14 protein-coding genes are annotated in these 14,668 nt (G+C 38.6%); 10 read left to right on the top strand and 4 right to left on the bottom strand.

Features of this window, described 5'->3' with window-relative positions:
* Window positions 1–26 precede the first annotated feature (26 nt).
* The 3 genes from I5J82_RS14325 to I5J82_RS14315 all read right to left on the bottom strand — a co-directional run bounded on the left by I5J82_RS14325 (window position 27) and on the right by I5J82_RS14315 (window position 3,293).
* A complete protein-coding gene (locus I5J82_RS14325; protein ID WP_198768399.1) occupies window positions 27–1,196 on the bottom strand; it encodes an acyltransferase in 1,170 nt (389 codons plus the stop codon).
* 219 nt (window positions 1,197–1,415) lie between these two features.
* A complete protein-coding gene (locus I5J82_RS14320; protein WP_198768398.1) occupies window positions 1,416–2,462 on the bottom strand; it encodes an LCP family protein in 1,047 nt (348 codons plus the stop codon).
* Between the two features lie 198 nt (window positions 2,463–2,660).
* Window positions 2,661–3,293 (bottom strand): YigZ family protein, encoded by a 633-nt coding sequence (locus I5J82_RS14315; protein WP_198768397.1) that lies wholly within the window; start codon window positions 3,291–3,293, stop codon window positions 2,661–2,663.
* 313 nt (window positions 3,294–3,606) lie between these two features.
* Between I5J82_RS14315 and I5J82_RS14310 the strand changes: the two genes are divergently transcribed.
* Both I5J82_RS14310 and I5J82_RS14305 read left to right on the top strand, forming a co-directional pair.
* On the top strand, window positions 3,607–4,755 hold the full coding sequence (locus tag I5J82_RS14310) for a sensor histidine kinase (protein ID WP_198768396.1): 1,149 nt from the start codon (window positions 3,607–3,609) through the stop codon (window positions 4,753–4,755).
* A gap of 12 nt (window positions 4,756–4,767) precedes the next feature.
* On the top strand, window positions 4,768–5,499 hold the full coding sequence (locus tag I5J82_RS14305) for a response regulator (protein ID WP_066245383.1): 732 nt from the start codon (window positions 4,768–4,770) through the stop codon (window positions 5,497–5,499).
* Between the two features lie 344 nt (window positions 5,500–5,843).
* Here I5J82_RS14305 and I5J82_RS14300 read toward each other — a convergent pair whose 3' ends face one another.
* Complete coding sequence (locus tag I5J82_RS14300; protein ID WP_198768395.1) at window positions 5,844–7,637, bottom strand: ATP-binding protein; 1,794 nt, start codon at window positions 7,635–7,637, stop codon at window positions 5,844–5,846.
* A 155-nt stretch (window positions 7,638–7,792) separates the two neighbouring features.
* Here I5J82_RS14300 and I5J82_RS14295 point away from each other — a divergent pair, with 155 nt between their 5' ends.
* The 8 genes from I5J82_RS14295 to flgK all read left to right on the top strand — a co-directional run bounded on the left by I5J82_RS14295 (window position 7,793) and on the right by flgK (window position 14,659).
* Window positions 7,793–8,716, top strand: a complete 924-nt coding sequence (locus tag I5J82_RS14295; RefSeq protein ID WP_198768394.1) for an ROK family protein — start codon at window positions 7,793–7,795, stop codon at window positions 8,714–8,716.
* 129 nt (window positions 8,717–8,845) lie between these two features.
* Entirely contained in the window at window positions 8,846–9,694 is an 849-nt protein-coding gene (locus I5J82_RS14290; protein WP_198768393.1) for a DegV family protein, read from the top strand.
* A gap of 49 nt (window positions 9,695–9,743) precedes the next feature.
* Window positions 9,744–11,240, top strand: coding sequence for an ATP-dependent helicase ComFA (locus I5J82_RS14285; RefSeq protein WP_198768392.1), 1,497 nt, complete (start codon window positions 9,744–9,746; stop codon window positions 11,238–11,240).
* Entirely contained in the window at window positions 11,237–11,947 is a 711-nt protein-coding gene (locus I5J82_RS14280; protein WP_198768391.1) for a ComF family protein, read from the top strand. Before I5J82_RS14285 ends, I5J82_RS14280 begins: the two co-directional genes overlap by 4 nt.
* 78 nt (window positions 11,948–12,025) lie before the next feature.
* Complete coding sequence (locus I5J82_RS14275; RefSeq protein ID WP_198768390.1) at window positions 12,026–12,421, top strand: TIGR03826 family flagellar region protein; 396 nt, start codon at window positions 12,026–12,028, stop codon at window positions 12,419–12,421.
* A gap of 87 nt (window positions 12,422–12,508) precedes the next feature.
* Window positions 12,509–12,775, top strand: a complete 267-nt coding sequence (gene flgM / locus I5J82_RS14270; protein ID WP_198768389.1) for a flagellar biosynthesis anti-sigma factor FlgM — start codon at window positions 12,509–12,511, stop codon at window positions 12,773–12,775.
* A 9-nt stretch (window positions 12,776–12,784) separates the two neighbouring features.
* Window positions 12,785–13,243: a flagellar protein FlgN gene (locus I5J82_RS14265; protein WP_198768388.1), complete on the top strand. Its 459-nt coding sequence runs from the start codon at window positions 12,785–12,787 to the stop codon at window positions 13,241–13,243.
* A 21-nt stretch (window positions 13,244–13,264) separates the two neighbouring features.
* On the top strand, window positions 13,265–14,659 hold the full coding sequence (gene flgK / locus I5J82_RS14260) for a flagellar hook-associated protein FlgK (protein ID WP_198768387.1): 1,395 nt from the start codon (window positions 13,265–13,267) through the stop codon (window positions 14,657–14,659).
* Window positions 14,660–14,668: the final 9 nt, after the last annotated feature.

The raw sequence follows: 14,668 nt of genomic DNA, 5'->3' as shown, positions 1-14,668 counted from the left end.
GTCGAGTCAGTTCCATATTCTTACCATTATGAAGCTTGAGCAGCTTCTTTTTTAGATGGTACATAAGGATTTTTCGGTTTTGGTCCGAACAATACCCAAGATTGCTTGATTCTCATAATATTTCCTACAATAATCCATGAACCAATCAACGCGAATAAGAACATCGCTGCAACGGATACATGGTAGAGAATAGGATCTCCTGTTACAAGAACTTTACGTGCGATCAATAAGAGAATCGGATGGATCAAGTAAACACCGAACGACACAACACCTAAATGAATCATAACGTTCAATACTTTTTCATGAAGATGTCTGTATAACCAATATGAAATCTGCATTAAGACAATTGCCGACGTAAATGTGTGTACGTTCCATAACAATTCATAGATCTTAGAATCAATCATCGCACCATTCGCACGAGTGACATACCATACTCCCACGTGGCCTGCAGATGCTGCGACCCAGATCACCCAAAGTGGGATCCAGACTAATGCTTTCTTAGAGAATAATTTCTCTTTTGTAACAACAAGGTAATCGTGAATCTGTTGATAATGAATACCGATAAACGCTCCAAGGAAGTAATAAGACATATAAGAGAACGAAATACTACCTTTAAGCGAATACTGCCAATAATAGTGATTTAGCAGTACGAATGTCCATTGAAGCACAAATCCAATCCAGATCGTATGTTTCGTCACTTTAGGGAACTTTTTAAGGAACATTAAGATAAACGGAAACAGTACATAAAGCTGGATAGAAATAAATACAAAGTATAAATGCGTGTACGCTTTACCTGTTAAGAAATCCATCAAGAACGCCTTTGCCATCTCACCTGTACTTGCATAACCTTGTACGCTCGCTGTCATGGCGAAATACAAGAATGAAAAAATCAAGTACGGGATGATAATGAACAATAAACGCTTCTTATAGAAGCCAGTTATACGTTCTTTCGTCAATGGTTTGTAATAGTAGTTAAAGAATAAAACAAAACTACTTAAGAAAATAAAAGTCGGTGTTCCAAACTTAAAGAAGATGTTAAGAAAGTTGTAGACACCGTAAAGCGATGAATCAGTATTGAATGATGCGACAACTCCGGAAGTGGAGTGAACCATAATTACACCGATGATCGCCAATGCGCGGACCAGGTAAATTTCACGAATTTGTTTTGGTCTCTCTTGCAATGTGTTGTTATTCATGACTTTCACCTCGATTAATAATTGCATGGTATATCTTTTTCAGAGATTAAATTTCATAACTACAACGTTCGTAAGTGTAACATGATTTATTGGGATAGTTAAACACACACTTATTTCCATATCGTTTCCAATTTAAGTTACCTCTTTAAAAAGCATACAAAAAAAGCTTCCCTGTAGATAGGGAAGCTAAACTAAGATTTTGTGAAGATATTGTAAACATTATTCTGTAGCTGTATCTTGTTCTGAATCTTCGCTTGTGTTTTCAGAGCTATTCGGATCATAGTTGTAGCCTGGTAGCTCCAAGTGAGACTTAAGCTGTTCAGAAATCTCATCAACAGAAGATTCATCAAGCTGATAGTAGTAAGCACCAGTACTTGTGTCATCTGTTCCTTCAAGTTTCAAGTTCTCAATTGTATCGATTGATTTTGCGTACTTGAACAGTGCCAAGATATTTCCGAACGTAAAGTTTGTCGCCATGTTGTCACCAACTGTGTCGATCACTGTTCCATACTTCGGAATAGATTCCATAGATGCTGACTTTTTAATGATGGCTTCTACTAATTGTTTCTGACGATCGCCACGATATATGTCAGAATCGAGCTTACGCGTTCGTGCATAAGCAAGTGCTTCCTCTGGAGATAATTCCTGTACACCAGGTTCAAGGTGGATAGCTCCTGCTTCGTCCTTACTGTTTTGTTCCGTGATTTCTTTTTCAACATTTATTTCTACGCCACCTAGAGCATCAATGATCTCAAGGAAAGCATCAAAGTTTAATTTCACATAATAATCGACTGGTACATCAAACAAGTCTTCAACAGTTTCTACAGTTAAGTCCATACCTCCATAGGAGTGAGCATGTGCGATTCGGTCTGTATTTCTGTGACCAGGAATCTCAACTTTTGAGTCACGCGGCAAACTTACCATTTTGACTGATTTATCTTCGCGGTTAAATGTTGCTAATATAAGTGCATCTGAACGAACACCTTTATAGCCCCCATTTGCACTAAACCCACGTTTTGAACTATCATCGACTCCCGCCAACAATACCGAGAAATGATCTTCGGACGGATCAACGGCTTGTTCACGTTTGTCTGATTTTTCGCCACGCCCTAATTCCTCACTTGCATTAGACGTTGCGTTCGCTAATTTATACGTAAGATACGATCCATATCCTACTGAAGCTAGAATAACTACGAGTATAGGAACAAGGATGAAGAGAATTCGACGGCGTCTTTTTCTCCTACTGCGCATTGCTTTTCTATTCATATGGAAAAAACTCCTTTAAGTTCAAGAAATGAGGGTCTATACCCATAGTATAAATCTTTCGTACCAATTATATATAATGTTGGCGTCAAAATAACCGTAATTTTTTGGCAATAGTTTAATGTTAAGAGAGGAACAGGAAAATAGCAATAAAATTTTTGTTACATTTTGTTGAAAATAGGCAAAAATGTCTAGGAATTTTCAAATGTTCTTTTCTAAATATTCTTGCTCACCAAAAACAATCTCACTTTGTGCGTTTGAAAGGTCGATAATCCATTCTTTAAATGTTTCTTTTTCTTTTATCGGAACATACATTTGAATCTCCACTTTTTCCATGTAATTCAACTCTTTGATGGGGTAGACAGAGTTGCGCAGTTCGTTCTCCATTTTTCCGAGAAGCGTATAATCGACGGTGATGTGAACGATCTGTTGAAGTTGACGTTCTACAACGCCAATGTGGTTGAGGCCTTCTGAAACAGATTTGCCGTATGCACGGATAAGTCCTCCAGCTCCTAATTTGATTCCGCCGAAGTAACGTGTGACAACAGCAACTGTGTCTTTCAATTCCCGTTTTTTGAGTACTTCTAACATCGGAACACCTGCTGTACCACTCGGTTCACCGTCATCGTTCGCTTTTTGAATATTGTCTGTTTCTCCTATCAAGTATGCTGAACAATTATGTGTAGCGCTGTTATGTTCTTTTTTGATTTTTTGGATAAACTCTTGAGCTTCTTCTTCAGTTATAGCTCGTGCGATATGAGCAATAAAACGGGATTTTTCAATCACGATCTCGTGTTGCCCTTCGTTTTTCACGGTAAGATAATTGGCAAGCATAATGGGTAAAACTCCTTTAAGTAGTGAATATTAAGAATTTGATGTCAAATTTGTCGAATAATCTTCATTCTTCCAGTGTATCGTGTTATCCTTCATTATAAGGTGATTATAAAAAGCATTCAAATTCTTAAAAAATTTTTAGCAAGAAAAGTCATAAAATTCCACATCTTGGCGAATGTAGTATATTAGAAGGATTAATGTCTTCGCAATATGATTCGTCTAGTTGGGTAGTAAGGCCTATATATAAATTAGGCAAGATGGTTCTAGAACTTCCGGGTACACTTCTTTATCGTTTTAATTGGGGGAAATTTACATGACTGCAGCTAAGTTAACGATAGATCCACATTTGTTGGACGGAATACTAAATCAGACCATCGATACAGTTACAGCAAGCCAATCGCAAATCTTCGAGATCAGTGAACATTCTCGCCAAGAGTTTCAGCAGCTGCGGCGCGAGCTTGAGTTAGTGAAGCAGCAGGTCATTGAAGTCATTCATAAATCTGACCGCACTGAGGAATACGCAAAGCTAGCACGAACTCGACTGGCAGAGGTTAGCAAGCATTTTCAAAGGTATAGTGAATCTGATATTCGAGATGCGTATGAGAATGCCAATAAGTATCAGATTGAACTATCCATCATCCGGCAAACAGAGAAGCAGCTTCGGGAGAAAAGAGATGAGCTCGAGCGGAGAATTGGCGCATTGAACGAAACGGTTCAAAAAGCTGAGTCTCTGGCAGGTCAGATTTCTGTTGTTTTAAATTATCTTAACGGTGATTTAAGAAAAATTAACGAACTCGTTCAAAACGCTCAGCAAAAACAAGAGTTTGGACTTCAAATCATAGAAGCCCAAGAAGAAGAGCGTAAACGGGTCTCACGTGAAATCCATGACGGTCCAGCTCAATTGATGGCGAATGTCCTTATTCGTTCAGAACTGTTAGAGAAAATATTTGTAGAAAAAGGAACTGAGGCAGCTCGTGTTGAAATAAAAGATTTACGGGTTATGGTCCGAAATTCCTTGAAAGAGGTACGTAGAATTATTTACGATCTGCGACCGATGGCTCTAGATGATCTTGGTATCGTTCCGACATTAGACAAATATTTACGAAATGTTAAAGAAAGTACAGGCATAGAGGTTGAGCTTCATGCGCTTGGTCAGACTCGACGGTTTCCGAATAAGATGGAGATTGCGATTTTCCGTTTGATTCAAGAGTCGGTAAGCAATGCCGTTAAACACTCTGAAGCAAATCTGATTGAGGTTAAACTTGAGTTTACTCAAAAGTTTATTTCTTTATATATCCGAGATGATGGCAAAGGATTCGATATGACACAGCCTACAAAATCAAATTCCTTTGGCATGATGGGGATGAGAGAGCGGGTCGAACTGCTCGAAGGAACTTTAAAAGTGAAATCCCGCATAAACTTCGGTACAAGTGTTTACATTCAAATTCCCATTCAAGACTAGGAGGGTTCACACATGAATAATGTTAATGTGTACGAAAATAACGCCTCAGCACCTGAGAAAACAAGAATAGCTATTATCGATGACCATCGTTTGTTCCGTGAAGGAGTTAAACGTATTCTAGATATGGAAGATCAATTCTCTGTTGTTGCTGAAGGTGACGATGGCTCTGAAGCGGAAAATATTGTCCGCGACCATAATCCGGATGTGGTGTTGATGGACATCAATATGCCAAACATTAACGGTGTTGAAGCAACCCGTCGTTTGGTTGAAAAGTCTCCTGATACGAAGGTTATTATCCTTTCAATCCACGATGATGAGACGTATGTGTCACATGCTGTTCAAACGGGTGCATCTGGTTACCTCCTAAAAGAGATGGATGCTGATTCATTGATTGAAGCCGTTCGTGTCGTTGCGGATGGTGGAGCTTATCTCCACCCGAAGATTACGTATAACCTGTTGAACGAATTTCGTCGTTTATCAACGACGAATAAAACACAGCAAAACAAAGCTGGTTTTGTTGAGGTAGAGTACCGTAAACCACTTCATATTTTAACGCGTCGTGAGTGTGAGGTTCTTCAGTTGTTGGCGGATGGACGTAGCAACCGTACGATTGGGGAAGAGCTTTATATTAGTGAGAAGACGGTTAAGAACCATGTGAGTAATATTCTTCAGAAGATGAATGTGAATGATCGTACGCAGGCTGTTGTTGAGGCGATCAAGAATGGTTGGGTAAAGGTACGTTGATTTGATTTTAGTCTTAGGAGAAAAGACCTTCGATTGTGAAGGTCTTTTTTGTTTTTTGTCTTTTTGAAGCGTGTGGGGTGGTGCGGGGATATATGTTTGAAAATCTTTGTGGGTGGTTTTAAGGTTTTCAAGGATGCTTTGAAAGTGGTTGATTTCCGCTCCAGGTTGCTCGCTTTCCGCGGGGCAGACGGTGAGCCACATTCGTACGTTTCACGTATAAGTGTCTCACCTGCCCACCTGTCCCGCAGGAGTCTCGCACCTTGCGCTCCAATCAACTTTCAGAGAGGCGTTTAAGGAACAAATCCTTCTCTTGATTATTTACAATAAGTAAAAGAAAAGGCGAATCAACTCAAGCTCATTTCGAGAACTTTTTCTTCTGTCGGAACGGTTATTGGGAATTCTAGTGAGACTTTTGTTCCGTAGCCTTCTTTTGATTCGATTCTCATCTTTCCTCCGTGGTTCTGGACGATTTGGTAGCAGATTAAGAGGCCTAGTCCAGGGTTGCCTTCTTTTGTTGTATAGAACGGCTGTCCGAGCTTTGATAGGAGGTGCTCGGGGATGCCAGGTCCATCATCTTGGATGGCGATGGTGATGCTTTCTTTCGTTTGTTTAAGCTGAAGCGAGATGTTTCCCCATGAAGGTGTCGCTTCTAACGCGTTTTTTACGATATTTAAAATGAGTTGTGCCATCAGATTTTCTTCGCATTTTAAAGTAACTGGTTGCTCTGGCAGGTCGAGGTGTAGAGAAATGGTTTCTATGTCTGTTTCTTCTTCTATAAACTTGAGTGATCGTTTTATTACTTCGTTTAAGTCATGATTACTTTTTAAGATCATATGTGGGCGAGCAAGTATCATTAGTTGGCTGATGATAAAGTTGATTCGATCTGTTTCCCGCAGCATGATACCTAAAAAGTGATGTGTTTCTTCTGTTGTGTTTTGTGATTGAAACAATTGCGCGAACCCTTTTATAGAGGTTAGAGGGTTACGGATCTCATGAGCAAGACCAGCTGCTAGTTCTCCGACATAAGTGAGTGTATTTGCTCTTTGTTTAAAGTTTTGAGCTTCATTGATGGCGGTCATATCTTTTGCGATTCCGATCACAGCGGTCATATCACTTCTTATCGAATAAGGGATGCTCGTAATATCGAGTTCTATTTCGTGTCCTTCTTTATGAATGATGGTCAGTGGATGTTTGATTGTTTCGCCTGCAATCACTCTATTTAAGTAATCTAGTGAGTTTGAGATTTCATTCTCTTTTAAAAGGTTGGTATAAGGCATAGCGTGCAGTTCTTCTAATGAATAGCCTGTAATTTGTACAAGAGAAGAATTTACTTTAATAAAGTTCAAATCTGGTCCTATAACAAAAACGCCTTCAGGATTTAATTCAAATAATGAGTTATAGCGATGCTCGGATTCAAGCAGTTGAAATTGATGCTCTACGAGTCTCTTTTGGTTTCTCTGTTCTAGAATGTATAAAATCAATACGACGGTTGTCGCACCGAATACAAGTAAAGTAGCGGTCATGTTGATATTGTTTATTGGGAAACTGCTATGCCAATCAAAAGTAGGGGTTCCAGCCATTAATCCCATCTCACCGATATAGTGCATAAAACTAACTCCTAGTGTGAATGAAAGGCTAGCGAAAACTTTTCTCGCTGAAAAACTTCTTTTGGTAAGTAAATAAAAGCCGAGCCATGAAAATAGATACGCGGAAGAAATGGAAAGAAAGATAAACATGAGATTCGGTTCCATCGGCATATGCAAGTGCATAGACAACAATCCGATCACATGAACAGACACTAAGCCGATGGTAAATAAACTAACGGGTACAAAAAGTTTATTCAGCGGCCTTTGAGAGGTAAAATGTAAGAACGATATATATGAGAAGAAAATACCTGCAGCAAGTGCTGCGGTAACGATTAAAAAATTATAGTCTACACGAACAGGACTTTGGATGGATAACATTCCCATATAGTGAGTTGCCCATACTGCAATGCCCATTGTAACAGAACCTATCAGCAAGAATTGTAGCTGCGATTTTTGCTCTTCTGTACGCCGAATGGCCCAATCGAGTGAGATTAAGGCAAACAGAAAGCAAACGAATAGAGAGAGAATTACGATATATAGATTATGATCCAATGGTCCTAGCCCTCCTTTAAAACATGTCTCACATTCTAATTTCTTCCATATCCGACAAATTCCTTCTTCGTTCGAAAAAAACTTTTTAAAAGATTAATTATTCGTGTGCTTAATAATGAACACCGGTGTTGAAAACGATTTGGAGGTGAATTAAATTGGTAAAAAAGTACGTATTAGCGGTTGATGTAGGAGGTACATCCATAGAATGTGGACTGTATGACTGGAGCGGAAATCTTCTATCGACAAGTGCGTTACAAACAGTGGAAGTGCTGCAAGGTGATGTAGCTGAACAACTTGCAGAAGAGTTAAGAAGAAAAATGGATGAGAAGAGGATTTTGTTAGAAGAAGTCTACGGATTAGGACTTGGAGTGCCAGGAATTGTTGATGTAAAAAATGGTGTTGTGATGAAAGCACCGAGCTTAAAGTGGCATCACTATCCCTTAAAAGAGAAGCTTGAGAGGTTATTAAATATACCGGTATATATAGGTAATGACGTGAACACCGGCTTGTTAGGTGAAGTTGAAGCAGGCGGTCTGCAAAATGTACAGCATGCTATTTATATGATGATCGGGACGAGTATTGGTGTGGGCCTCCTCATAAATGGTGAAGTATATGAGGGTCATCAATTCTCAGCAGGAGAAGCGGGTTACATGATAACGAATCAATCTGTCCTACATAATGGGTTCCAACCAGCTCGTGCAGGATATGGTTTTCTTAGTTCAAAAGCTGGCGGATTTGGAATGGCTCATGAATATGAGAAGAAAACAGGGAAACGCGTTTCAGCCCAGGAATTATTTTCTTTAGTGAAAAAAGGGGATGACGTGGCGAAAAAGGTAGTGGATGAAGCTATAGACCACCTTACTTCTGCACTAATTAATATGACAGTTATTCTAAATCCTGAAGTAATTCTACTGGGTGGTGGAGTGGGAAGAGAGCTATGTCCATATGATTTGAAAATGGATGAAAATCTCGAAAAATATGTCCCTCACAAACCAGAATTAAGAATTTCATCTAGGCAAAATCGCTCTGTATTGTACGGTGCTTTCTCGTTATGCAGAAAACAGGTGAAAAGGACATAAAGGATAGTTTGAGAAAAAAGAGAATACTTAGTATAAGTAAATTTGAATTTAGTGAATTACTTTTCCTGATGGTGTACACTGTTAGAGGAGAAAAAAACAAGATTTTTGGCATAAGAGAGGACTAAAATTATGAGCAAGGTAGCCGTCATTACAGACAGTACTTCCTACATACCCGAACATATCCGCAATGAAAAAAATATTGTAATGATTTCGCTCAACGTGGTTTTTGATAAAGAAACATACAAAGAAGAAGCTGAAATAAAAGCAGACGATTTTTACGACATGGTTGGTAAAGAAGGAGCCCTTCCGAAAACGTCCCAGCCCGCAATCGGTGAGCTTGTAGAACTATTAGAAGAACTTTCTCAAACCTATGATGAAGCGGTAATGATCACACTATCGAGCGGAATCAGTGGAACCTATCAAAGTGCAGTGGCAGCGGGCGAGATGGTCGAAGGAATCAAGCTTCATGTGTTTGATTCAGAGATCAGCTGTTCACCTCAAGCATTTTATGTGTTGAAAGCTGCTGAGCTAGCCAGTGAAGGTTCGAACGGTTATGACATTATGAATCACCTGTTGCAGATGAAGAACAACGGAATCCCAGCTTACTTTATGGTTGATGATTTGAACCATCTGCATCGTGGTGGTCGTTTGAACACCGCACAGCTTTTCGTAGGAAATTTACTTCAAATCAAACCAATTCTTCACTTTGAAGACAAAAAGATCGTTCCGTTTGAAAAAGTACGTACGAAGAAAAAAGCGTTAAAACGTATTTTCGATATTATGGATGAAAACGTAAAGCCGGATGACAAAGTGAAAATTAGTGTAATTCATGCTAAGCGAGAAGATGAAGCAGTAGAAATCGCAGATGAGCTACGTGAAAAGTTTGCGAACGCAGACGTATGGATTAGCTATTTCGGCCCTGTAATCGGCACGCACTTAGGTGAAGGATCACTCGGCATTACGTGGATAAAAGAATAATCATTGGAGAGATGAAAATGAAATCTCTAAAACAGGGGGAGACAACACGATGAGGTTTGTCTCCCTTCTTTTAAACAACCGTTTAACAATTACCCCTGAAACCCTTGTAAACGATCCCTCTTTGAAAGCTGTCTCTTTTAGTGAACTTTCTGTAGTAGAACAACCTCCTTTAAACCCAACATTTCAGTATGATGAGAAACTTCAACAAATCCTCTATGGTAAGAAACTTCTATTTGATGAATTATCTTTTACAGTAGATCAAATTCAAAAGCATTATGAGAATGGTTATGTGAAATATTCCACTGGTATTAGTAAAACTTCTTACGGTTATGTATGTAGCCGATGCGGAAATGAGAAGAGACGCTTGTTTGCGACATTTTCTTGTTTTTGCTGTAAGAGTGATAACTGTGCGTACTGTCGGAACTGCATCATGATGGGAAGAGTGAGCCAGTGTACTCCTTTGATTTCTTGGTATGGACCTGAAGTGAAGTGGTCACATGAAAATAATCTATTTTGGAAGGGGGAGTTGTCGAGTGGCCAGCGAGTAGCATCTCAGAAATTTGTGGAGCGAATCGGATTTGAGGGTGAACTATTGATTTGGGCTGTGTGTGGGGCGGGAAAGACTGAAGTTCTGTTTAAAGGGGTTGAAAAAGCATTGAACCTTGGCCTTCGAGTTTGCATAGCGACGCCTAGAACAGATGTTGTACTAGAGTTAGCTCCTCGTTTAAAAGCAGTTTTTCCAAAAACGATGGTAGCGAGTTATTATGGCGGCTCAGAAGAACGTGAAACACCAGCACAGCTCGTCATCTCAACCACACATCAGCTGTACCGATTTAAACAAGCGTTTAACATTATGATCGTCGATGAAGTCGATGCCTTTCCGTATTCCTACGACCAAACCCTTCAGCATGCGGTATCTATTGCCGTTACACCAAGGCACTTTCTTCTCTATTTATCTGCGACTCCTTCTAAAACAATGAAAAAAGCAGCAATGAATGAGAGACTACCCTTTGTAAAAATCCCAAAGCGGTTTCATGGATTTCCTTTACCTGTTCCAAAAATGGTTTGGGCTGGTGAGTGGAAGAAGAGCTTGGAAAGAGGGAAGCTACCTGCTCCTTTTCTTAAGTGGTTGAAAGCTCAAGCGGAAAGTGGACGCCGAGCCATGATTTTTGTTTCTTCCTTATCGGTTTTAGATAAGTTAACGAAACTTATAAGAAAGGAAGTCAATGTACCAGTTGATAGTGTTCATGCAAAAGATCCACTTCGTAAAGAAAAAGTAAGTCAGTTTAGGAATGAAGATATTCAGTTATTAATTACAACAACCATCTTAGAACGCGGAGTTACCGTTCCATTTTTAGATGTAGCAGTGTTTGGTGCTGATCACGATGTCTTCACAGAAAGTGCTCTCGTTCAAATAGCAGGAAGAGCGGGGAGAAGTAAGGATGATCATAACGGTGAGGTACTTCTTTTTCATTACGGTAAATCGCTCAGTATGATACAAGCGATTAATCATATAAAGAACATGAACAAGGAGGCTGGACTTTGAGTTATTGCCTATATTGCCATAAATCTTATTCTGAAGCTTGGTCATGGGAAGCTATGATTGGCTTTAAGCAATCACCACTATTGTGCCAGGACTGTGAAGGAAGGTTAGTGAGGATAATGGGTGAGATTTGTAGAATGTGTGGTCGTGACTTTTCAATATTTCCCGAGCAATATCGACAGGGTGATTGTTGCTTTGACTGCATTCGATGGGAGGGGAATGACGCATGGACCGGCGTTCTACAGCAAAATCGGTCACTTTATGTCTATAACGACTTTATGAAAGAAATGATAGCCAAGCTGAAATATCGAGGGGACGCTGAAGTTGTTAAAGCCTTTTATCCAGTCTTGAGTTCGGAGTTTAAAAAGATTTCCCGTGATGCAATTCTTGTTCCAATTCCATTAAGTGAGGAGCGACATTATGAAAGAGGATTTAATCAAGCTGAACTTTTGGCAAGAGGATTGAAGAAGCATACAAGCAACTTACTAAAAAGAAAAAATAATGAAGAAAAACAAAGTAAGAAGTCTCGTAATGACCGATTACAGAAAAAAGAAAATCCATTTGAGTTTGTTGATGAAATAAAAGTAATGGGTAAAAAGTTTGTATTAGTAGATGATGTTTATACTACTGGAAGCACAATCCGATATGCTGCTAAGGTTTTATTAGAGGCTGGAGCAACGGAGGTCTCTTCAATCACACTAGCAAGATAAAAAAAGAATTCCCTGTTAAAAACTCTTTAGCATTTTCCGATATAAAGGACAGATAAATGTGTTGAGGAGCGGAACGTAATGAATAATATATTGAACTGTCCGCATTGCGGAAAACTATTTGTGAAGCGAATTCGCAAATGTTGTGATACGTGTTTTTATGAGGAAGAACAACAGTATGATAAAGTTTATCGATATATTAGAAAAAGCGAGAATCGGAATGCTACGATTGTAGATGTAAGTGAAGCAACAATGGTTTCAGAGAATAAAATTATCTATTTCATTCACCAAGGAAGAATTCGTGTAAAAGGATATCCGAATTTTACTTATCCCTGTGATGGTTGTCAAAATCCAATTAAGGATGGAAGACTTTGTGCACCTTGCAAAAATAAATTAAAGTCAGAACTATCCATTGAGGACTTCATTAGTAGAAAACAAGAAGAAACATTACCTTATTACCATACAGATGACAATTAACCTATTTTATTTTCATACTTTAAAGATTTTTTTATAATTGTCGATATACTTTATATGAATAACAGTCTCCTAAAGAGGTGAGTAAATATGCGTATAAATCATTATAATTCAATTCAAAGCTATCCTTATAAAAAGCAGACAAGTGATTTGCAGCAAGAAAAGTCACAGCTGTTGTATAAGAAAGATGAAATACAAATATCTGATGAGGCTAAGAAGCTATTGTCCTCATCTAAGTTTGAACAAGACCGTGCTGAGAAAGTAAGCGAATTAAAAAGTCGAATTAAGAATGGAACCTATCAAATAGACTCATCTAAAACCGCTCAAACCATTCTTAATTTCTGGCGTGAATTTTAGGTGGTTGATATGGATTTTTCTAAATTAGTATCGCTGTTAGAACGATTACTAAGATGTCATGAAGAACTTTTGACACTGGGTGAACGAAAAACGGGTGTCTTGAAATTGGGAGATATGCAAAAACTTAATAATCTTTTAAAAGAAGAAGATTTTCAGATAAAAAAGTTGCAAACTATTGAAATGGAGAGATTAACAAAATTTGCGGATGTAAAGTTAGGAGTTGTAGTTTCAAAAGCAATTGGTGAAGAAAAGTTAGTACTAGAGAATATTCAATCCAAACTTATCAAAGCTTATGAAGCTCTTAAGAGCCGCAATTCCTTGAACCAAGAGCTGCTTATACATTCACTTCAATATGTGAATATGTCGTTAAGTTTGATTCAGCCGGTAAATGAACCAGCAACATATTCAAATTCTAGAGCAAATCCGTATAATACAAATTCAGCTACATTATTTGATTCTAAAGCTTAAAGCCGTTAGGAGGGAATTAATATGCGCTCAACTTTTCATGGGCTTGAAACAGCAAGACGTGGATTAGCCACCCAACAGACTGCTCTTCAAACAACAGGACATAATATTGCAAACGCCAATACAGTAGGTTACTCTCGGCAAAGAGTTAATTTTACTCAAACTGAACCATATCCAGCTCCTTCAATGAACCGACCACAAATTCCTGGTCAGCTTGGAACAGGTGTTGAAGCTTCATCTATTCAGAGGGTAAGAGAGGGCTATTTAGATCTTCAATACAGAGGAGAAAATTCAAAACTGGGAGATTGGGAGTCTAGAAATCAGGGATTAGGAAGATTAGAGGATTTACTAAATGAGCCTTCAGAATATGGACTTTCTAAAACACTTGATCGTTTTTGGCAGTCCCTGCAAGATCTAGCGAATAGTCCTGAAAACAATGGTGCGCGTTCCTCTGTTAGACAGAGAGGATTAGAAGTATCTAACACCTTTAATTATCTGACAGATTCAATTAAAAAGTTCCATACAGACACGGAAGCTGAAGAAAAAGCTGCAATAGATACTATAAATTATCTTGCTAGTCAAATCAATAAACTTAATGAAGAAATCGGAAATGTTGAACCTCATGGTTATCTTCCTAATGATTTATATGATCAAAGAGATGTACTAATTGATCAGTTATCTAAATTGACAGAGGTTCAGATAACAGTGGAAAAAAGCCAAGGTAATTCACTGGCTATGGCTGAAGGGAAATATACAATTGAGCTTGCTGGAGTAAATGGCTCAAAACATAAACTTGTAGACGGCGTTGATAAAACATTTAATAATCCGATTGATAATACTTTCCAAAGCAACAGTGGAAAACTTAGAGGGCTTTCAGAAGCGAAAGTTACTTATACTGACATGCTTACTGATATTCAAAAAATTTCATCTGACTTTGTTACATCGTTTAATGCATTGCATACGCAAGGTAAAGGTTTAAAAGATAGTAGCAACACTGTTCCTTCAGGAATTGAATTCTTTAAGATTGATGCAAATGGAAGAATGGACGTTACCGATAGTATCAAAGATTCAATTGATGGTTTAAATAACATCGCTGCTTCAAACGACGGATTCCCTGGGGATGGCACTTGGGCAATGTCTCTTTCAACTTCTTTAAGCAAGCCTAAGAGCGAATATGAGAAGATAATAGCATCTTTAGGTGTACGTGCACAAGAAGCAAATCGAATGGTCTATAATACAGATGTGCTTCTACAATCTGTAGAGAAAAATCGTCAATCGATTAGTGGTGTGTCTTTGGATGAAGAAATGACAAACATGATTCAATTCCAACATGCTTATAATGCTTCTGCGCGAACAATTACGGCTGTCGATGAAATGCTAGATCGTATTATAAATAACATGGGTATCGTAGGGAGGTAGGTTAGCTGT

Source organism: Fictibacillus halophilus (assembly GCF_016401385.1).
Lineage (GTDB): Bacteria > Bacillota > Bacilli > Bacillales > Fictibacillaceae > Fictibacillus > Fictibacillus halophilus.
Note: the sequence above shows the minus strand (reverse complement) of the source record. Positions and strands in the feature narration are given on the sequence as shown.